The organism is Micrococcales bacterium (assembly GCA_016703125.1).
Lineage (GTDB): Bacteria > Actinomycetota > Actinomycetes > S36-B12 > UBA10799 > JADKAV01.
On sequence record JADJCR010000007.1, the window covers coordinates 90,281 to 108,988 of the forward strand.

Consider the following 18,708-nt stretch of genomic DNA (forward strand, 5'->3'; position numbering starts at 1 on the left):
CTGCCGCTCCCCGTCGGCTGCGGCCGTGCTGCAGGCAGCCGCCATCCCGGGCGTCGAGGTCCGGTCGGCCGGAACCGCGGCGGTGGCGGGAGCACCCGGCTGCACCCTCGCCCCCCTGCTGGCGGGGTCGGAGCACACCTCACAGCCGCTGACCGCGGAACTGGTGCAGTGGGCCGACCTGGTGCTCACCGCCGGCCGCGAGCACCAGGCCGGTGTCGTGGCGCTGGATCCCGGAGCCCGCACGCGGACGTTCACCATGCGCCAGGCGGGCCGGTTGGCGCAGTGGCTGCTGGACGCGCGCATGCCCGCTGCGGCGCGTGAGCGGGCGGCGGCCCCCGAGGGCTGGGAGAGCCGCTTCGAGCCCGACGATCCCCTTCGGCACGTTGCGCCGATGCCGGCGGGGGGCCGCGCGGCCTGGCTGGTGCCGGAACTGGACGCCGCCCGCGGTTACGCCCCCGCACCGCCCCCGGAACCACCCACCGGCCGACGACGGCGCCGCGCCGCGCCCATGCACCCCGACGACGTGCCGGACCCCCATGTGCTGGGTTCCGAATGGCACGGGACGGCCGCCGAGCAGATCACCACCGCGGCCGTCCCGCTGCTGATCCTGCTGCGGGATGTGGTCCTGGCATCTGGGTGAATGCCGCGAAAGACCGGCAGGCGAGGTGCCGAAGCAGAAGGTGTGACCGTTGCACGTGTACGCCGCGAGGCCCGGACCCCGGTGCTGCGGTGGGTGCTGGCTGCGTGCGTCGCGGGCGGTTCCCTGCTGACCGCCCCGCAGGTCGCGATGGCCGACGATCCGCCGCTCGCGCAGGGTGAGACGATCCGCGACCGCGGGTTCGCGGCGATGGTCGTCGACGGCGACACCATCCGCTTCTCCCATTCCCGCAACCGCCTCACCGACTCCTACCAGTCCATCCGGTTGCTCGGCGTGCAGGCCCCGGAGAAGTCCCCCGGCGCCTCCGGTTGTGAAGGGCCGAGCGCGCACGAGTACCTGCGTGACGCGATCGAGGGGAAGCCCGTCGTGCTGGCCTCCGCCGGCGACTCCCGCTCTTCGATCCGCAACCGCCGCCTGCGCACCGTCTACGTGCAGCAGGGTGACGGGAGCTGGGTCGACGCCTCCGCGCTGATGCTGTCGGCGGGCCTCGGTCAATGGATGCCGAAGAAGTTCGAGCCCGTGCACAACCTCCAGTACCGCAACCTCTTCGACGCCGCCCGTGCCCGCGGTGTCAACATGTGGGACCCGCAGTTCTGCGGCCAGGGCCCGGAGGCGAACCTGCGTCTGGTGATCCAGCCCGATCCCGTTGGTGACGACGCGCAGAACATCAACGACGAGTACGTGGCGATCGTCAACGACGGCACGAACCGCGTGGATCTCTCCCGCTGGATCATGCGCGATGGCAGTCTCGAGTGGCTGCGGTTGCCGGCGGGGACCGCTGTCGACCCCGGCGGTGTGCTGACGATCCGTTCGGGGTCGGGGCAGAACACCGCGTCCTCGGTGTACTGGGGGCGCCGGGCGCCGGTCTGGGCGAACTTCACCACCGCCCGCGGCACCCGCACCAAGTTCGGGTTCATCGGTGACGGTGCGTACCTGCTCGACCCGCGCGGCAACGTGCGCGCCTCCAAGGTCTACCCGTGCCTGGATGGTTGCGCCGACCCGGCCCGCGGTGCCCTGCGCATCGCCAGAGTCAACTACGACCCGCCCGGTGACGAGCGCCGCAAGCCCAACAGCGAGAGCATCACGATGAAGAACACCGGTGCCGTGGCGCTGTCGCTGTTCGGCTATGAACTGCGCGCGGGCGGCTTCGGCTACGAGTTCGGGCCGCACGACGCGCTGGCTCCCGGGCAGCGCTTGACCATCCGCCTCGGGACCGGCCAGTCCACCGCCGCCGAGCGCCACCTCGGTCTGGGTCGCGCGGCGCTGGCCAACAGCGGCGACCGGATCCTGCTGCGCTCCTTCGACGGTGCCCCGCTGGACTGCAAGGCTTGGGGCAAGATGAAGTGCCTGGCGGGGTACTGATCCCGCTCCCTGGGTGAATCCCTCCCGAGGTGGACACTTGGAGTCATGAAGAAGCGCACGACGGTGGTCGGCATCGGGACGGCGGCGCTGGCGGGGCTGGCCGTCGCCCGGTTGCGCAGCCGCCTCCCGCTGGTCGAGACGGGTACCTTCCCCAACGGCATGGACTACGCGCGCTGGGGGACCGGGCCGAAGTCGGTCCTGTGGATCCCGGGCGGTCCGGGCAGTGACGTTCCCCGGGGGACCTTCGGAGCCGTGGCCGGTTCCCAGTTCCGTCCGCTGCTGGAGGCGGGCTTCAGCGTCTGGCAGGTGACGCGGCGCCGCAACATGCCCTCCGGCTACACCGTGCAGCAGATGGCCGATGACCACGCCGGCCTCATCGAGGACAACTTCGGCGGTCGGGTTGACGTGGTCGTGGGCGTGTCGTACGGCGGGATGATCGCGCAGTTCCTCGCCGCGGACCACCCGCAGCGCGTCGGCCGGGTGGTGCTCGCGCTGGCAGCGGCCCGGGTCAGCGAGTGGGGGTACGACGTGGACCGCCGGTGGGCACAAGCGCGAGTGGCAGGGCAGTGGCGGGGGGCCGGGGAGGCGATGGCCGAGTACATCTACCCCGAACCGCAGCACTGGCGTCGCCGCCGCGTGCTCGGGCCGTTGCTGGGGCAGGCGTTCAAGGACGAGAAGGTGCCACCGGGGGACTTGAAGGTGGAGTCTGACGCGGAGGTGCTGTTCGACGCCCGCGAGGCGCTGCCGCGGATCACGGTGCCGGTGCTGGTGATCAGCGCGGAGGAGGATCTCTTCTTCCCTCCGGAGGAGGTCACCCGCACCGTCGATGCGATCCCCCGGCTGCCAGGCGATCCAGTACCAGGGCATGGGTCACATCCGCGCGGCGATGAGTTCGCGGCTGGCCCGGGACATCCTGGAGTTCGCGCAGTCCTGAGCGGGCTCAGCTGCTCGGCGGCCGCGGCGATGTCGGCGAGGTCCTGCTGCATCAGTTTGCGGGTGCTGCCCACCATCAGCCTCCCGACCACTGCGCCGAGGGTCTTGTTGAGAAAGCCGCCGGCCTCGGCATCGAAGTGCATCGACAGCACGCAGCTGTCGTCCCCGGTCGGCGCCACCCGCAGGATCGAGGTGTAGTGGACCTGGCCGTGCTGAGCCTCTGCGGTGTAAGACCGGCCCGGATCGACCGCGGTGATGGTCATCTCCTCGCTGGCCGACCTGCCGAACATGGTCCGGGTCTCACGCCACCGGGTCCCCACCGCGAAGCTGTCGCCGTCGTCGAGGCGCTCGACCGACTGGATGCCCGAGATGACCTCGGGACTGTGCTCGATGTCGGTGATCAGGCTCCAGACGGCGACGGCCGGGGCGGCGACCTCCTGGCTGACCTCGATGGGTCCGGGCATGGGTGGCTCCTCTCGCGCGTTCCATCCTCGCACTGCTGCGTGGCTGGCCGGACCTCAACGACGCCACCACCCGGCGAACTCACCGCGCCGGAACTGCAGCGGCGGTGGCCGCTGGTACTGCGCAATGGACGTGAGCACCGCGATCGCCGAGGTCACGTTCCACCCGGGTGTGCATGCTCGCAGAGATCGGCCGCCGCGATGAGGCGGACATCCCCTCCCGGCAGTTCGTGGCCGACATCCACGGCCAGGATTTCGCGTGGCTGGACGACCGCTCCCGCCGCACCCGCGCCTGCCTCGACCCCGATTCCTACGAGGCCGGACAGACGCTTGGCACCTGGCTGGTGGAACGCGAGATGGGCGGGGTCATCCATCTCGCGGTGCTGCAGCCCAGCCTCGTCGGAAACGTGCGTGCGGTGCGCTGTACCGGCTGACGATCGAGGACGGGCGGTTGGCTGCGGTTCACCTGGTGCGCGTGCGGAATCCGGCATCGCTGGAAGAATCGGTCCCGCGAGAGGAGCACGCGATGCAGGCGATCACCGAACTGATCGGGGTGTACCACGCCGACGGCGGGCTTGCCGGCGAGGCGAAGTACGTGATCGGGAAGTTGCTGGGCACGGCGCACTGCGCACTGTGCGACATCACCCACTCCCCGGTGCGCCGGAGGCCCGCGTGGGACGCCATGGTGGTCCGGCTGGGGGTCCCGTTCCGATTGGTGCACCTCAACGAGATGTCCGACGAGGTGGCCGGCGCCGTGACTCGCAGCGGTTCGCCGGTGGTCCTGCAGCGCACCGACGCCGGCCTTAGCGTCCTGCTCGCCCCCGATGAACTGGAGAGCCTCGGCGGGGCGGTCGACGCCTTCGAGCAGGCGGTCCGCACGCGGCTCAGTCGGGCTTCGTCGCAGTGAGGCGAGGCGGGGATTACCCCGCGTTGGAGGTTGTGCACGGCGTCGGAGAACGCACATGTGGTTCCTCTCACGCGGTGAACGACCTCTAACGCGGCTGGCCCAAGCGGGCGTGTGCCCCGCGAGGCGTAGCCTGTGGACGACGGGAGGAGGCAGGAGTGGACCCACGCTGGCCGGCTGCTGCAGTCGGCGTCACGGTCGCAGCCCTGATCGCAGCGCCGGCTCAGGCCGGAGGCGGATCGGGTGCCCTGGGCGGCGTCAGCGTCTCGTACGCCGTTGATGACGTGGCCCGTTTCGATGGACCGGGCTGTGCCCGGGTCGGATGGAGCGTCGACTACCAGCGGCCTGTCGACTACGACCTCTACGTCGAGTTGGAGTTGCGCCAGGCGGGCAGCAACTCCCCGCTGACCGACGTGGTCACCCCCATGTACGAAGATCCCGATGCGGCGACTCTGAGGGGCGCGTTGTGCATCGACGACGACTTCGATCCCACCGGCGGGGACTTCACCGCCACCAGCACGCTCACCGTCGAGGACGAGAACCTCGTGGAGGTCGGGTCGGTGCAACTGTCCGGCCGGTCAACGGTCAGCGTCGTGCAGAACCGTTCGAAGTTCGTGCGCCTCAAGGTTCGTGCCGGTACCAGGTATGTCAAGCCGCCGACGGTGCGTGGCAAGGTCACAGCATCGACAGTGTCCAAGGGTAGGCTGGGGGCTGACGGATCCGTTCTTGTCGAGGTTCGGGTCAAGGGTCGCTGGCGCACAATCGACACCCTGTCCATCGACCAGTTCGGTCGCTTCTCCGCCACGATGTCCAAGCGGATCTCGAAGGGGACGAAGGTACGAGCACAACTCGCCGGTTGCGGTTGGTGCACCGACGTGTTCAAGACGGTGAAGGCCAAGTAGGCCTGTCCTCACGTGATGCGGACCTTGAACACCCGCGAGTACGCCAGGTAGCCGGGCACGGCAGGTGCCTTGGCGCGCACCTTGCAGGTGCCCTTCTTCTTCGCCTTCAGCGTCGACGACGACACCGAGCACACCGCCTTGCTGCGGCTCTTCCATGTGACCCGCGTGCCTTGCGTGGTCTTCTTCGCGAGCTTGACCTTCTTGCCCTTCTTCAGCCGCGCCGGCGGCTTCTTCACGGTCTGCTTCCCAGCCGCCGTGGTGGGGCTGGTCGTCGGCGTCGGCGTCGGCGTCGCGGTGGGGCTCACCGTGGATTGCGCAATGAGGTCGACGGTGCCGTCGGTGGTGATGGTGACGGTGTCAGCGGTTTCGCAGGTCGCCTTGGCGCTGTGCCACGACTCCAGGGCGCCGGTCGAGGTGGGCTTGATGCGCACCCGGTAGGTGCCGGGAGGCATCGTGGCCGCATACGTGCCGTTGGTGATCGCGCTGTATCCCGGGTAGTCGCCCCGCGCGAAGTCTTGGCAACTGGCGTAGAAGAACACATCGCCGCCGACCACCGGACCTGTCGTGGTGCTGACGGTGCCGCTCACCATCTTGCCGGCCGCCACACTGATGTTGACGGGCGTGTCGCCCTCGACGGTGACCGTGACCGCCTCGCTGCAGGACGGTTTGGCGGAGTGCCAGGACTTGGTGGCGAAACTCTCCGGGTACTCGCTCTGCTCGGGGTAGAACAGCACGCGGTAGGTGCCGTCGGGCAGGTAGTAGGAGTAGGCACCCCCGGTGAAGATGCCCGGCCACGCGGGCCGCGCGTAGTACTCGTCGCACGTGGTGTAGAAGGCCAGCGCACCGCGGCTCACCGTGCCGTTCGGCGCCTGGACGGTGCCGCTCACGTGTGAGCCGGTCGCTGCCCTGAGGTTCACAATGGGGTTGCCGGTGACGTTCACCACGTCGGCCTGCGCGCACCCGGGCTTGGCGTTGTGCCACGACATCACGGCGTCCGGCTGGTCGTCCGGGTAGATGAGTACAAGGTACGGACCGTCGGGAACCGTCACGGAGTAGGTGGCGAGACTGAAGTCGTCGGAGGCGGCCGAATCGTCGTCGTAGTAGTCCTGACAGGTGGCGTAGAACTCCACCCGTCCGCTGGACACCGGACCGTTGCCGCTGCTCACCGTTCCACTGACGACACTGTCCGCCCCCTGAGCCGGAACCACCATGGCCAGCATCCCCGCGAGCAGGCCGAGTACTGCGATGAGGACTTTCGTGAGCGTGCGCACGACAACCACCCCTGCTTCCAGGGTACGCCTGTTCGGCGGCTCTAGAGTCCCAGCGGTCCGCGGGCCAGCCGCTCGAAAACCCGGTGCGGCAAGAGGCGTTTCGCGAACGCCCCGAGGCGTTCGTCCGCGGTTCCGACCGTCACCCGTCGCGGGGGCCTGCGGGCGGTGAGCGCCTTGACCACCGTCGCGGCCACTCGCTCTGCGGGCACCCCGGCACGTTCGTCGCGTTCCATCGTCGTGACCGCCTTGTCGTTGGCCGCCGCATAGGGGTTGTCCGGGTCCGGGTCGCTGCGCCGGCGGTTGTCCGTGAACCCCGTGGCCGCGTTGCCGGGCTCCACCAGCGTGACCGCGATCCCGAACGGCGCGACCTCGTAGGCCAGCGCCTCGCCGAACCCCTCCAGCGCGTATTTGCTGGCTGAGTAGTACGCCTGGAACGGCAACCCGATCACGCCTGCCAGCGAGCCGACGAGCACCACCCGCCCGCCGCCCTGCTCGCGCATGTGGGGCAGTGCGGCGCGCACGACGCGGACGGTGCCCCAGAAGTTCGTCTCCATCTGTGCCCGCGCCTGCTCCAGCGGCGTCGTCTCGACCGGTCCGGACAGCCCGAACCCGGCGGCGGTCACGAGCGCGTCGAGGCGGCCGTGCTGATCCCGCAACTGGGCGATCCGCTCGCTCACCCCGGCATCGACGTCCATGGTCAACGGCGTCCACGCCACACCCGTGGGTGGGCGCCGGCTGGCCCCCACGACGGTCCAGCCCGCCGCCACCAGCCGGTCGGCGCAGGCGCGCCCGATGCCCGATGAGGCCCCGGTGACCAGGCAGACGCCCGGCGTCATGGTTGCGCGAGCCTCATCGCAGCGTCGCCCCGGGTTTCAATGTTGGGTACCACGAACAACTGGGTTGCACCTCATTACCCAACATCATCGGCTCGTCTCCGTCGCCACATCGGTGAGGAAGTCGCCCTCCTCGCGCCAGCCCGGGTAGGCCGCGGCGAAGTCGGCGAGGATCCGGTCCAGCGGCACATCATCGAAACTCCCGCGCTGCCGCACGTACTCCATGTGCCGGTGCCCGGCCTTGTCGAACGGGTGGTAGATCGAGTCGGTGCGGCCGTCGAACTCCAGCGGCAGCAGCCCGAACTTGTCGCACAGCTCGATGTTGAACGCCGGCGTCGCCTTGAGCCACTGCCCGTCGAGGCGGATCTCGGTGAACCCGTGCCAGAGGAACACGTCGGTGCCCATCGCCTCCCGCATCCGGGCGGTGGACAGGTGGTTGCGCACGTCGGCGAACCCGAGCCGGGCCGGGATCCCGCGGGCGCGACAGGCGGCGGCCAGCAGGGTGGCCTTCGGCACGCACCAGCCGAAGCCGCGCTGCAGCACGGTGCTCGCACGCATCCCGGCCGGGGTCAGGTCGATCCGGTAGGGGTCGTAGCGGAAGCCGTCGCGCACCGCGTAGAACAGGGCGACGGCCACCTCGCGGTCGGTGTCACCCTCGGCGCGCTGCGCGAACGCCACCACGTCGGGGTGGCCGCTGTCGACGAGTGGTTCCATCACCTCGAGGTTACGCCCGGCCCGACCCGCGCCTGCAGCCCCCGCAACATCCCGGTTGCCATGATGTGGTCGGCCGGGGTGATCCCCAGGCGGTAGCCCAGCCCCAGCCACCACGGCCGCACCCAGCCCCGGTTGCGGATCAGCATCCGCGTCCGGCCGCCGTCGGCCGGGTCGAGCGCGAACGTCCACACCCAGTCCAGTGCAGCGCCATACTTCTGCGCCCAGCCCGGTGGCAGGTGGGTCGTCGACTGCAGCACCAGCACCCGCGGCGCATCGGCACGCTCCACGACGAACTGCGCGGTCCCCGGTGGGCCGTCGGGGACGATGTCACCGGGCTGCAGGTCGCGCACGAACTGCGGGTCGAGGGTCGTCGCGCTCGCCCAGTTATCGGGGAACAGTAGCCGGTCCACCCACCGCGGCGTGTACCACCCGCCGCTGTGCCAGCCGACCTGCGTGAGCCACGGCCACACCTGCTCCGGCGGCGCGTCCAGCGTGGCGGCGTGGTTGGTGATGAACGTGGCGCCGTCGATCAGGTCGTCGCCGGACAGGCTCCGGCGGCGCTCCTCGAGTGTCGAGCCGGACATCTGGCCCAGGCGGTACAGCACGGCGTAGCCGGCCAGTCCCGCCGCGGTTGCGAGCCTGAGCGCACCCATGGGAGACACCCTAAGCGCGACCCGCGGGAGTACCCTGGCAAGTGGGGGAAGGGGTGGGGAAATGGTTCGTTCATCGACCCTCCGGCTGGCCGTTCCGGTGGCCGTGGTCCTCGTTCTCGGTGGTACTCCCGCGGCCTTCAGCGACCCGGGTGCCACCCTGTCCAGCACGCCGTTGTCCGGCACACAGGAGGCCGGCGGGCACACGCTCACCTGGTCGATGTCCGGAGCCTCGGCGCCGCCGGCCGAACTGGCCGGTTCCTACGACGGCGTAGTCCGGCCCGGCGCCACCGTGACGTTCACCGGATCGGCGTCCTTCAGCATCGGCAAGGGTTATGTCACGAACCTGTCGCAGGGCGCTTCGCTGAGCGGCACCGACGGCGCGTCCTTCTCGGAGCGGGTCGGCGAGGGGACCTACACGCTGCCCTACTCGCTGTCCGCACGTGCGCCGAAGGCGACCGAGGAGGACAAGATCGGCGACGTGATTGGCTACATCTCGGCGTCGGCATCGTCGCGCAACTGCAACGACTACGGCGTGTGTGGCGGGCCGCGGGTCAGCCTGTCCCTGGCCGTGGTCGTCACGTCGTCGGACACTGAGCCGCCGACGATCTCGTTGGAGAAGCGCTCGAGCATCTACGTGGACGGCAAGCCGAAGGCGCACTCCAACGCCGTGCGCTTCCCGCTGAAGCTCACGTTCACCATCAATGACAACTCCGGCAAGGTCATGGGCGGGATGCGCCTGTACTCCGGGGGCACCGCCGTGCGTTCGGCCACCACGAAGGGCTTCGTGAAGAACGGCCGCTATTCGCTGACGCTCACGAAGACCCCCAAGGGTCCGGGTCCCTTCTACTGGTGCGGCCAGGCCAAGGACAAGGCGGGCAACCTCAGCCCGATCAAGTGCAAGTGGTTGTCCATCGCGGTGCCGATCTCGCGCGCGAACGTCAACGGCTGCGGCACCGCCGGCTACGGCGAGGCGGCCGAGTGGCTGCAGAACTACTTCGGTGATGTGCGTGAATACGGCTTCGGGGAAGACCGCACGCAGGTCGCGATCCGCAACGCGTGCAACATCCACGACGCCGCCTACGCGGGCATCACGATCTACGACTCTCTCGACAAGCGCTACGTGGACTTCCGGCAGTGGAGCCGGCTGGAGATCGACGCCAAGTTCCGCACCGACATCCGGGCGCTGTGCGGCCGGGAACTGAGCACGCCGAAGCGCATGGCGCCGTACCTGCGCACATGCACCCACGGCGTCGGGCTGACGACCTTCGTCGGACTGATCCCCATCAAGGGGCTGGCCGCACTCGAGGACGCGGGCGCCAACACGTACTACGACATGGTCCGCGCGTACGGCGCGGTCGGTTTCGACGCCGACGCGACGGTGCCGGGCACGCAGGAGCAGATGCCGAACCGGACCTCCCCAACCGGAGGGGTCCGGAACAACACGTGAGGCGTCAGCCCGTGCGGGTCTCCACGTTGAGAATGTTCCCGTCGGGGTCGCTGAACCACACGCTGCGCATGTCATCCATCTCCGCGACGCCGTCGTTCCAGGTCAGTTCCTCTGCCTCGAACGTGTCGAACGAGACCCCGGCCGCCCGCAGACTGGCGACTACTTCGTCGAACGCGTCGGCGGGCAGTTCGAAGGACAACGCGGTGGCCTTGTTCGTGCCGGCGTAGGCGGACGGGTAGACGAAGAAACTGCTGTCACCCGACGGGTAGAACAGCCCGCCGACGGCGTCTTCGCCTGGCGTGAAGCCGAGCACCCCCTCGTAGAACGCCCGCGAGCGCTCCGGGTCGGCCGTCGGCAGAGTCGGTGTGGGGGTGTGGTCGGACAACATCGGAACCTCCGACGCTAACCGGGCCGGTCGGCCCGGCGCGCTTACGACCGTAGGCACGGAAGGCGCCGCAAGGACAGGGTCCGAACGGACAATCCCGGCACGGTGCGCCCGAACGTCAGAAACTCCCCACGTCGACCACCCGCACCACCGCTTCCCCCTGCTCGTCGCTGGCCGCCAGATCCACCTCGGCCTCGATGCGCCAGTCGCGGTCGTCGTCGGGGTCCTCGAACACCTGCTGCACGACCCACTTGCCCGGCAGTTGCTCGATCTGCAGGAACTGCGGGCCACGCGCCGCGGAACCGGTGCCCACAGACTCGTGCTCGCTGAAGTAGTCCTCCATCGCGGCCTGCCAGCGCGCCGCATCCCAGCCCGCAGCGCCGTCCAGGTCGCCGAGGTCATCCCAGCGCCCGAGCGAGGCGAGTTCCACCCGGCGGAACATGGCGTTGCGCACCAGGACCCGGAAAGCCCGCACGTTCGCGGTGACCGGTGGCGGGCCGGTGTCCACGACGTCGGCCTTCACCGGGGCCTGCGGGTCGATCATCCGCTCCCACTCGTCGAGCAGGCTCGAGTCGACTTGGCGCACAAGTTCCCCGAGCCACGCGGTGAGGTCGTCGAGTTCTTCGGTGCGCGCGGCTTCCGGCACGGTGCGCTGCAGCGCCTTGTAGGCGTCGGCCAGGTACCGCAGGAGCAGGCCTTCGGAAGCGGCGAGTTTGTAGGCGCTGATGTACTCGGCGAACGTCATGGCCATCTCGTACATCTCGCGGGCCACGGACTTGGGCTTGAGCTCGTACTCGGTGACCCAGGGATGCCCCTGCGCGTAGATGTCGTACGCGCCGTCCAGCAGGTCGGCCAGTGGGCGCGGCCAGGTGACCTCCTCGACGAGTTCCACCCGCTCGTCGTACTCGATCCCCTCCGCCTTCATCGCCGCCACCGCCTCGCCGCGGGCGCGGGACTGCTGGGCGTAAAGCACCTGTCGCGGATCCTCCAGCGTCGCCTCGAGGACGGAGAGCACGTCGACGGCGTAGGTCTCCGACTCGCGGTCCAGCAGTTCCATCGCGGCCAGCGCGAAGGTGGACAGCGGCTGGTTGAGCGCGAAGTCATCGGACACTTCGTCGGTCACCCGCAGATCCTCGGTCACCACCCCGGCGGCCACCAGCGATGCGGTGATCGCCTCGGCGCGTTCGGCCATGACTTCTTTCGCCGTGGCATCCTCATGGTTGTCCGTGAGCAACTGCAGCAGCGCGCCCTGCGGATCGTCCTCCCGGTGGGCCACGTTGAACACCATGGCGTGGGTGACGTCGAAGCGGGACTCCAGCGGTTCCGGCTCCGCGACCACGAGCCGGTCGAACGTCGACCGGTTCCAGGTGGGGACACCCTCCGGGGCCTTCTTGCGGACCACCCGCCGGCGCTTCTTGGGATCGTCGCCGGCGCGGGCCAGCAGCCGTTCGTTCTCGATCTCGTGCTCCGGGGCCTGCACGACGACGTAACCGCGGGTGTCGAAGCCCGGCCGCCCCGCGCGCCCGGCGATCTGGTGGAACTCCCGGGCCCGCAGCACGCGCATGCGCCGGCCGTCGAACTTCACCAGCGACGTGATGAGCACAGTGCGGATCGGCACGTCGATACCGACCCCGAGGGTGTCGGTGCCGCAGACCACCTTGAGCAGGCCGTGGCGCGTCAGGCGCTCGACCATGCGCCGGTAGCGCGGCAGCATGCCGGCGTGGTGCACGCCGATGCCGTGCCGGACCAGCCGGCTCAGCGACTTGCCGAAACCGGCGGTGAACCGGAACCCGGCCAGTTCGTCGGCGATCGCCCGCTTCTCCTCGCGGCTGCACACGTTGAGGCTCATCAGCGCGTTCGCCCGTTCCACCGCCGAGGCCTGTGTGGGGTGGACTATGTAGACCGGCGCGCGATCGTGGTTGAGCAGCACCTCGATGGTCTGGTGGATCGGGGTCATCGCGTAGTCAAACTCGAGGGGCACCGGACGGTCGCCACCGGCCACGAGTGCTGCGGGCCGGCCGGTCCGCTCGGCGAGATCCTCCCGGATCCGCGTCATGTCGCCCAGAGTCGCCGACATCAGCAGGAACTGGGCGTCGGTGAGTTCGATCAGCGGTACCTGCCAGGCCCACCCGCGGTCGCGGTCGCCGTAGTAGTGGAACTCGTCCATGCACACGAAGCCGACGTCGGCCGCCCGTCCGGTGCGCAGCGCCTGGTTCGCGAGCACCTCCGCCGTCGCGCAGATCACCGGGGCGTCCGGGTTGACCGCGGCGTCACCGGTGAGCATGCCCACGTGCTGCGGGCCCAGTACATCGCACAGGTCGAAGAACTTCTCGGAGACCAGGGCCTTGATCGGCGCGGTGTAGTACGAACGCCGGCCGTCGGCCATGGCCAGCACCATCCCGCCGAGGGCCACCAGGCTCTTGCCGGACCCGGTGGGCGTGGCCAGCACCACGTGCGAGCGTGCCGCGAGTTCGAGCAGCGCCTCCTCCTGGGCCGGATACAGCGGGCGGCCCGTGTCCGCAGCCCACACCGCGAAGCGCTCCAGCACTTCCTCGGGCTCACCGGTCAGGTCGATCACACACTCGAGGTTGCCATGCCGTCACCCGGCCATCCCGCGCCGCGCCGACCTACCCTGGAAGAGCGTCCGTACGGGGAGGTCCACCATGGAGGACGACACCGTCTGCAGCGAATGCGGTCAGCCGCTTCACCCCACCGACAAGTTCTGCCCCGAGTGCGGCCACCACATCGAGGTCGTCGAGGTCATCGAGGTCGTCGAGGAGCCGGAGGAGACGGAGGTCCTCGAGCCCGCGCCCCCGCCACACCGCAAGCGCCGCGTGCTGGTCATCGGCGGTGTTGCAGCCATCGGCCTCATCCTGGGCGGCGCCGCGTGGTGGGGCCTGACGCAGAACAGCGCGGCGAAGGACCAGTACAACGCGTCGAGCCCGGTGCTCATGTCGTCGCTGGACGACATGTCCGCGGTGCAGTCCACGGAGATGGTCCAGGAGGTCGCCGGCGGGGCGCAGTCGCAACTGACCGCCATCGACGCCACGCTGTCCGAAGATCCGGAGGCCTCTGGCGTGGACCGGCTGGCTACGCTGCGTGACGCTTTCGCGGCCCTCGTTGCGCTCACGGTCTACGAGGAGACGAACACGGATGTGTGGACGGACAACCGCATGCAACTGGTGAGCAGCCTCGACACCCTCACCACCTACGGCGGGCCGACCGAACTCGCCGGTGCTGAGGGGGAGGACGCCGTGCGGACTCTCGACGACCTCACCCGGCGCGTGGACAAGGCGATGGCCAAGTACCGCAAGCAGGTGAAGAAGGTCAGGGCCGAGGCGAAGTCCGAACGCCAGGACGTGCGGACCTACCACGCGCAGATGGAGTCGTTGATCGACCGGTACACCGCGCTGCGCAACGACACCGGTGCCTACGTCGACACGATGTACGACCGCGACCTCTACATGTACGAGGTCATCGACTACTTCACCCAGGCCGCCACCGACCGCCGGGAGACCTCCAACCAGATGGCCGCGCTGCGGCCACCCACTGACATGCGCGGGGTGCACTCCCGCATCGTCACGGTCATCGGCGACGGCGCGGATGCGATCAACTCAGCGGTCGCCGCGCTGGAGGATGCCGAGTGCATCTACGGGCAGTGTTACTTCGAGTTCGACGCGCAGTGGGAGCAGTTCCAGACCGAGTCCGACCGGATCACCGCGCGCTACGGGCAGGCCTACGACGCGTGGCAGGCCGCGATGGCCAAGGCCGAGCGGGGCGCCAAGGGGGTCGAACTGCCGGACCGCCCGGACCTGTGAGGGTGTGGCGGGCCGGACGGCCTCGACCCTGGTGCTAGCACCCACGAGGTCGTCGCAACGTCGGTCACCGACGAACGTCCCCGCGGCCGTGTGCCTTCGGACGATGGCGCCCCTGGTGACCCGGTGGCAGACTCGGACTCCTCTCGAAGGGACCGGCCATGGTACTGGTGGCGCAACGATTCGCGGGATCCTCGACACTGCAGAAATGCGTGACCTCCGGGCACAGGGTGCTGGCCGGTGAGCCCGACAAGGACGCCGTGCGGCGCATCCAGGCATCGCTGGGAAACATCGGCTACCCGTGCGGGGCCATCGACGGCGGGTTCGGGAACGCCACGGGAACCGCAGTCAGGTATATCGGCGCATCGATCGCCTGCCGGGGATGCTGAACGACCTGTCGGCGACGAGTAATGCCGTCCGGGTCGTGGCACCACCGGCCGGACCTGTAGGCCCCGTAGGCCCCGTAGGCCCGGCCGGTCCTCCCGGGCAGAACGGGACCGCGACGCTCGCCGCCGTCTGGGCGCCGGGTGCGCACACCGCCAAAGCCGGCAAGAAGCTGAAGGTCCAGTATGGGGTGACCAACGCGGTCGCATTGCAGGTGCAGCTCAAGGGCAAGAAGACGCTGACCAAGCAGCTCAACGCCAAGGCCGGTACCAACACCCTGAAGTGGAAACTGCCCAAGAAGCTGAAGGCCGGCGCGTATCAGCTGCGTCGGCTCTATCAGGGTGCGGCGAAGGCGACGACGAAGGTGAAGGTCACGCGCTGACCGAGGGCCGGGCGCTGTGTTGGGGCTTCAACAGTGACGGGCAACTCGGCACCGGCGCGCCGTCCGGCACGTCGCCGAACCCTGCCCCGCTGGAGGTGGTGGGGCTGTAGGGCCCAGCTGTACCCGGGAGAGATCCGGACAGCCGGGAGCGAAAAGGACCGGTTGTATCGCTCCCGAACGACGGGAACTCTCCCGGATGGAACTCATCCCAACGCATGTAGACGGGCCAACCGCGGGTCCTCCTTGCCGAGCAACTGCGCCAGGAATCCGCCCACGGCATCGACGTCGAGCTGGCCGGCCGCGGACATGGCCTCCAGATCCGCCCAATCCTTCGTCCGGTTGAAGAAGGCCTTGAAGACCGCCAGGGAAGTGCAGTCGAGCACCGGGATGGTGGTGTCTGCGAAAGGCACGCGCCTGACTCGGGCCCTGACTGTGTCGTGGAACGGGTGGTTGGCGAAGAACAAGTCGAGCGGGGTGTCGTCCCACCAGGCGCGTGTCTGTCCAACTCCCAGTACCTCGGTGCGGTTCTTGGCGGTGAACGTCGCGGCATCGGGCAACGCCGTGATCACATCGTCGGGTGCACCGTGCGGAACGAAGACGTTGATGTCCAGATCGATCGTGCCGCGCGGTTCTCCGGTGCAATAGGCCAGCGCGATGGCGCCGCCGAAGGCATGCGGGACGCCAGCCGCCTCGAATGCGGCATCGATGACCAGCAGTCGCTCGGCAAGGATGCTCATGATCGAGCGGGAGGCAGGGGTCGCAGCGTGAGCGCGCCGCGGCGCCGGGTGGGCAGCAGTTCGGTGAGGTCCAGCACCTGCTCCAGCGCCCGGGCGGCCGCGCGGTCGTCGATCCGCGGCCGTTTCTGGATGGCGAGTGTGCAGTCGCACGCCTCCGCGATGCGCGCCAGGGTGGCCGCAGTGGGGGTTCGGTGCCCCCGTTCGTAGGCGTTGACCGCGGTCCGCGGGATGCCCGATCTGCGAGCCAGCTCAGCCTGTGAATATCCGCGGGTGTTGCGCAACTCGCGGATAAGAGTCGAAGTCGCCATACCAGAAGTGTATCGAAAACGCTACAGCAGGGCGCAACTGTACCCGGGAGAGATCCGGACAGCCGGGAGCGAAAAGGACCGGTTGTATCGCTCCCGAACGACGGGATCGCTCCCGGGTAACGCTGGGGCGTGCCACACTCGCAGCGTGCCCGAGGACTTCGTGATCGCGCGCAACCCCGACCCCGATTCGAGCCTGCCGTACCTGGTGCGCATCCCGGTCGGCGAGCACGGGATCGTGCTGAAGGTCCGCGACACCTGGCCGCGCACCGCGAAGGTGTACTGCCACCGCGCGCCGGAATGGCCGGCGGATCCCGAGGTCGTCGAACGGGTGCCGGTGCGCTCGTGCGTGCGGCGCGGGCCGGCGATCGACCTGGTGCTGGACCGGGGCCGGGAGAACCGTTCGCAGTTCGTGATCACCCGCATCCGCGGCGGGCGGGAGGCGATCTTCTGGCAGTCGCCGCGCACCACCAGGCAGGCGCGCCCTGCCGTGCCGTTGCCGGCCGGACGCGCGCAGGGCATCACGGGTCTGCTCGTGCTGATCGACAGCCACGAGCGTTACCCCTACACCTTCGCCCGGCAGTCGGGGCGCGGGCAGGTGCGCACCGAGCGCCGCGGCCTGCCCGCCGGGGACTACGCCGTGGAACTCGACGGCCGGATCGTGGTGTCGGTGGAACGCAAGTCGCTGGCCGACCTGTCCGGCAGCCTGCTCGACGGGAGGCTGCGGTTCGCGATGGCGGACCTCGCGGCGATGCCCCGCGCGGCGGTGGTCGTGGAGGACCGGTACTCGGCGGTTTTCAAACTCGAGCACGTGCGGCCCTCGGTGGTGGCCGATGCGCTAGCTGAGGCGCAGGTGCGCAACCCGTCGGTGCCCATCGTCTTCGCCGAGACCCGCACACTGGCCGAGGAGTGGACCTACCGGTTCCTGGCCGCCGGCCTGGCCCAGATGCAACTCGAGGCCGCCGGCGACGCGGTGGAACTGCCGGTCGCCGGCCCGCTGCCGCCCGCCGAGCCGACCGTGGCGGTCGTGCGGGCGTGGGCGATGGCGCAAGGGATCGCGGTGTCGGACCGCGGCCGCCTGCGCCCCGAGGTGTGGGAGGCGTACCGGGCCGAGCACTGAGCGCAGCCCGGATCAACCGCCGCCCGCGAGCGTACGACGAAGAGCGGGGGGAAGGGGTGCGCAGGCCGCCCGGCGGGCTGGCGCGGTCCTGTTCGCCACGTCTGCCGTCGGTGGGCGTCCACGCCGCTGTCCGGCAGGCGCCGCAGGCGGGCCCCTGGTGCTGTCCGCGCAGGCCCACCGGGGGCCTGTACGACGGGGTGGTCCCTGCCGGCGGGAGGTCACGTCAGGCGGGCGGGGGCTCCCCGTCGCGGGGGCGGGGGGGGTGCGGGGGGGGCGGCCGCGCCCGCCCGCCCCCCCGACGGGGGGCCCGCGGGGGCCCGGGGCCCCGGGGCCGGGGGGCGCCAACCGAGAACACAACGCCGGAAGCAACCCCCGGCCCCCCCGCCGGGGGCGGGGGCGGGGCGGGGGGCACCGGGGGGGGGGGGGGGGGGGGGGGGGGGGGGGGCGGGGGGGGGGGGGGGGGGGGGGGGGGGGGGAAAAAAAGGTTTTGTAAGCCCGGCCGCTCTGGGCCGGGGCGCCGACGGGCCCGGGCGGCCCACGGCCCCACCACGGGGGCGTCCCGCTGCCGATCACGCGGGTCAAGATCAACGGCTGCGGCACCGACGGCTACGGACCGACGGCTGAGTGGTTGCAGAACTACTTCGGTGACGTGCGCGAGTACGGGACGGGTTCGGACCGCACCGAGGTGCGCCTGCGCAATGCGTGCAACATCCACGACGCGGCTTACACGGGAATCACCATCTTCGACGCGCTCGACAAGCAGTACGTGGAGCAGTACGTGGACTTCACCGAAGCGCATGGCGGCCTACCTGCGCACCTGCACGCACGGGCAGAGCCTGGCCTCGATCGTCGCCCTGATCCCGCTGCAGGGGATGGCCGCGCTGGACGAAGCCGGTGCCGAAACGTACTTCGGGCTGGTGCGTGAGTACGGCGGGGTCGGGTTCGACGCCGACGCCACGGTGCCGGGCACGCAGCCGCAGATGCCGAACCGCACGTTCCCGCCCGGTGGGGTGCGCAACAACACGTGAGGTCCTCTGCCACCCTGAGCGCATGGAGTGGACGTTCACCGCGGAACTGTGGGTCTGGGATGCGCGGCGGTCGGACACGTGGGTCTTCGTGACGGTCCCGCCGGACGTCAGTGGGGACATCTAGGACGCCGCCGACGCGCGCGGGCCGCGGGCGGGGTTCGGCTCGGTCAAGGTGCAAGCGCGGATCGGTGCCACGGTGTGGACCACGTCCGTCTTCCCCGATGGCGGCGCCGGCTGCTTCGTGCTTCCGCTCAAGCGCGCGGTGCGGGAGGCCAACGGGATCGGCCCGGGGGACGAGGCGGCGGTCACGCTGGAGGTGATCTGAGGCCGCCGGCACCAGCCGGTGGAACTTCGCAACTGTGCCGCGGCGCCACCGCAGCCGGTCGTCGGACTTCAGCCCGGTGAGTCCCACCA

19 protein-coding genes and 2 pseudogenes are annotated in these 18,708 nt (G+C 69.9%); 12 read left to right on the plus strand and 9 right to left on the minus strand.

Going from position 1 to position 18,708, the window contains the following annotated elements:
* Positions 1–25: 25 nt before the first annotated feature.
* Entirely contained in the window at positions 26–640 is a 615-nt protein-coding gene (locus tag IPG68_12200) for a hypothetical protein (GenBank protein ID MBK6763973.1), read from the plus strand.
* Positions 641–682: 42 nt separating this feature from the next.
* Positions 683–2,020: a lamin tail domain-containing protein gene (locus IPG68_12205; GenBank protein ID MBK6763974.1), complete on the plus strand. Its 1,338-nt coding sequence runs from the start codon at positions 683–685 to the stop codon at positions 2,018–2,020.
* 950 nt (positions 2,021–2,970) lie between these two features.
* Here IPG68_12205 and IPG68_12210 read toward each other — a convergent pair.
* Positions 2,971–3,417, minus strand: a pseudogene (locus IPG68_12210) (SRPBCC family protein).
* A 173-nt stretch (positions 3,418–3,590) separates the two neighbouring features.
* Between IPG68_12210 and IPG68_12215 the strand changes: the two are divergent.
* The 3 genes from IPG68_12215 (at position 3,591) to IPG68_12225 (ending at position 5,220) form a co-directional block, all read left to right on the plus strand.
* Entirely contained in the window at positions 3,591–3,848 is a 258-nt protein-coding gene (locus IPG68_12215) for a hypothetical protein (GenBank protein ID MBK6763975.1), read from the plus strand.
* Between the two features lie 92 nt (positions 3,849–3,940).
* Positions 3,941–4,321 (plus strand): hypothetical protein, encoded by a 381-nt coding sequence (locus IPG68_12220; GenBank protein MBK6763976.1) that lies wholly within the window; start codon positions 3,941–3,943, stop codon positions 4,319–4,321.
* A gap of 155 nt (positions 4,322–4,476) precedes the next feature.
* Positions 4,477–5,220, plus strand: a complete 744-nt coding sequence (locus tag IPG68_12225) for a hypothetical protein (GenBank protein MBK6763977.1) — start codon at positions 4,477–4,479, stop codon at positions 5,218–5,220.
* A gap of 8 nt (positions 5,221–5,228) precedes the next feature.
* On the opposite strand, the gene IPG68_12230 is transcribed toward IPG68_12225, so the two are convergent.
* The 4 genes from IPG68_12230 to IPG68_12245 form a co-directional block, all read right to left on the minus strand.
* Entirely contained in the window at positions 5,229–6,491 is a 1,263-nt protein-coding gene (locus IPG68_12230) for a hypothetical protein (protein ID MBK6763978.1), read from the minus strand.
* 41 nt (positions 6,492–6,532) lie between these two features.
* Positions 6,533–7,327, minus strand: a complete 795-nt coding sequence (locus IPG68_12235; protein MBK6763979.1) for an SDR family oxidoreductase — start codon at positions 7,325–7,327, stop codon at positions 6,533–6,535.
* 84 nt (positions 7,328–7,411) lie between these two features.
* Entirely contained in the window at positions 7,412–8,038 is a 627-nt protein-coding gene (locus IPG68_12240) for a transglutaminase family protein (GenBank protein MBK6763980.1), read from the minus strand.
* Positions 8,038–8,691 (minus strand): hypothetical protein, encoded by a 654-nt coding sequence (locus tag IPG68_12245; GenBank protein MBK6763981.1) that lies wholly within the window; start codon positions 8,689–8,691, stop codon positions 8,038–8,040. Before IPG68_12245 ends, IPG68_12240 begins: the two co-directional genes overlap by 1 nt.
* 61 nt (positions 8,692–8,752) lie before the next feature.
* Here IPG68_12245 and IPG68_12250 point away from each other — a divergent pair, with 61 nt between their 5' ends.
* Positions 8,753–10,138: a hypothetical protein gene (locus IPG68_12250; protein ID MBK6763982.1), complete on the plus strand. Its 1,386-nt coding sequence runs from the start codon at positions 8,753–8,755 to the stop codon at positions 10,136–10,138.
* Between the two features lie 4 nt (positions 10,139–10,142).
* On the opposite strand, the gene IPG68_12255 is transcribed toward IPG68_12250, so the two are convergent.
* Both IPG68_12255 and IPG68_12260 read right to left on the minus strand, forming a co-directional pair.
* Complete coding sequence (locus IPG68_12255; protein ID MBK6763983.1) at positions 10,143–10,526, minus strand: VOC family protein; 384 nt, start codon at positions 10,524–10,526, stop codon at positions 10,143–10,145.
* Between the two features lie 115 nt (positions 10,527–10,641).
* Positions 10,642–13,101 carry a DUF3516 domain-containing protein gene (locus tag IPG68_12260; protein ID MBK6763984.1) on the minus strand — a complete coding sequence of 820 codons (2,460 nt, stop codon included), beginning with the start codon at positions 13,099–13,101 and terminating at the stop codon, positions 10,642–10,644.
* Positions 13,102–13,186: 85 nt separating this feature from the next.
* Between IPG68_12260 and IPG68_12265 the strand changes: the two genes are divergently transcribed.
* From IPG68_12265 to IPG68_12275, 3 genes are all read left to right on the plus strand, one after another.
* Positions 13,187–14,341, plus strand: coding sequence for a zinc-ribbon domain-containing protein (locus IPG68_12265; GenBank protein MBK6763985.1), 1,155 nt, complete (start codon positions 13,187–13,189; stop codon positions 14,339–14,341).
* Positions 14,342–14,499: 158 nt separating this feature from the next.
* Positions 14,500–14,727, plus strand: coding sequence for a hypothetical protein (locus IPG68_12270; protein MBK6763986.1), 228 nt, complete (start codon positions 14,500–14,502; stop codon positions 14,725–14,727).
* Complete coding sequence (locus IPG68_12275; protein MBK6763987.1) at positions 14,721–15,104, plus strand: hypothetical protein; 384 nt, start codon at positions 14,721–14,723, stop codon at positions 15,102–15,104. Before IPG68_12270 ends, IPG68_12275 begins: the two co-directional genes overlap by 7 nt.
* Positions 15,105–15,307: 203 nt before the next feature.
* On the opposite strand, the gene IPG68_12280 is transcribed toward IPG68_12275, so the two are convergent.
* Together IPG68_12280 and IPG68_12285 are read right to left on the minus strand one after the other, a co-directional pair.
* Positions 15,308–15,841: a hypothetical protein gene (locus IPG68_12280; protein MBK6763988.1), complete on the minus strand. Its 534-nt coding sequence runs from the start codon at positions 15,839–15,841 to the stop codon at positions 15,308–15,310.
* Positions 15,838–16,122 (minus strand): helix-turn-helix transcriptional regulator, encoded by a 285-nt coding sequence (locus tag IPG68_12285; protein ID MBK6763989.1) that lies wholly within the window; start codon positions 16,120–16,122, stop codon positions 15,838–15,840. Before IPG68_12285 ends, IPG68_12280 begins: the two co-directional genes overlap by 4 nt.
* On the opposite strand from IPG68_12285, the gene IPG68_12290 reads away from it, so the two are divergent.
* The 3 genes and pseudogenes from IPG68_12290 to IPG68_12300 all read left to right on the plus strand — a co-directional run bounded on the left by IPG68_12290 (position 16,070) and on the right by IPG68_12300 (position 18,619).
* Positions 16,070–17,266, plus strand: a complete 1,197-nt coding sequence (locus IPG68_12290) for an Lsr2 family protein (GenBank protein ID MBK6763990.1) — start codon at positions 16,070–16,072, stop codon at positions 17,264–17,266. The genes IPG68_12285 and IPG68_12290 overlap by 53 nt on opposite strands.
* A 797-nt stretch (positions 17,267–18,063) precedes the next feature.
* Complete coding sequence (locus IPG68_12295; GenBank protein MBK6763991.1) at positions 18,064–18,294, plus strand: hypothetical protein; 231 nt, start codon at positions 18,064–18,066, stop codon at positions 18,292–18,294.
* 22 nt (positions 18,295–18,316) lie between these two features.
* A pseudogene (locus IPG68_12300) lies at positions 18,317–18,619 on the plus strand (DUF1905 domain-containing protein).
* The last annotated feature ends 89 nt before the right edge of the window (positions 18,620–18,708 follow it).

What these genes read in the sequence shown, in the direction of transcription:
- IPG68_12215 (MBK6763975.1), top strand. Translation starts at nt 3,591, where the DNA reads ATGCTCGCAGAGATCGGCCGCCGCGATGAGGCGGACATCCCCTCCCGG.
- IPG68_12220 (MBK6763976.1), top strand. Translation starts at nt 3,941, where the DNA reads ATGCAGGCGATCACCGAACTGATCGGGGTGTACCACGCCGACGGCGGG.
- IPG68_12235 (MBK6763979.1), bottom strand. Translation starts at nt 7,327, where the DNA reads ATGACGCCGGGCGTCTGCCTGGTCACCGGGGCCTCATCGGGCATCGGG.
- IPG68_12240 (MBK6763980.1), bottom strand. Translation starts at nt 8,038, where the DNA reads ATGGAACCACTCGTCGACAGCGGCCACCCCGACGTGGTGGCGTTCGCG.
- IPG68_12245 (MBK6763981.1), bottom strand. Translation starts at nt 8,691, where the DNA reads ATGGGTGCGCTCAGGCTCGCAACCGCGGCGGGACTGGCCGGCTACGCC.
- IPG68_12250 (MBK6763982.1), top strand. Translation starts at nt 8,753, where the DNA reads ATGGTTCGTTCATCGACCCTCCGGCTGGCCGTTCCGGTGGCCGTGGTC.
- IPG68_12255 (MBK6763983.1), bottom strand. Translation starts at nt 10,526, where the DNA reads ATGTTGTCCGACCACACCCCCACACCGACTCTGCCGACGGCCGACCCG.
- IPG68_12265 (MBK6763985.1), top strand. Translation starts at nt 13,187, where the DNA reads ATGGAGGACGACACCGTCTGCAGCGAATGCGGTCAGCCGCTTCACCCC.
- IPG68_12270 (MBK6763986.1), top strand. Translation starts at nt 14,500, where the DNA reads ATGGTACTGGTGGCGCAACGATTCGCGGGATCCTCGACACTGCAGAAA.
- IPG68_12275 (MBK6763987.1), top strand. Translation starts at nt 14,721, where the DNA reads ATGCTGAACGACCTGTCGGCGACGAGTAATGCCGTCCGGGTCGTGGCA.
- IPG68_12280 (MBK6763988.1), bottom strand. Translation starts at nt 15,841, where the DNA reads ATGAGCATCCTTGCCGAGCGACTGCTGGTCATCGATGCCGCATTCGAG.
- IPG68_12290 (MBK6763990.1), top strand. Translation starts at nt 16,070, where the DNA reads ATGCCCGATCTGCGAGCCAGCTCAGCCTGTGAATATCCGCGGGTGTTG.
- IPG68_12295 (MBK6763991.1), top strand. Translation starts at nt 18,064, where the DNA reads ATGGCGGCCTACCTGCGCACCTGCACGCACGGGCAGAGCCTGGCCTCG.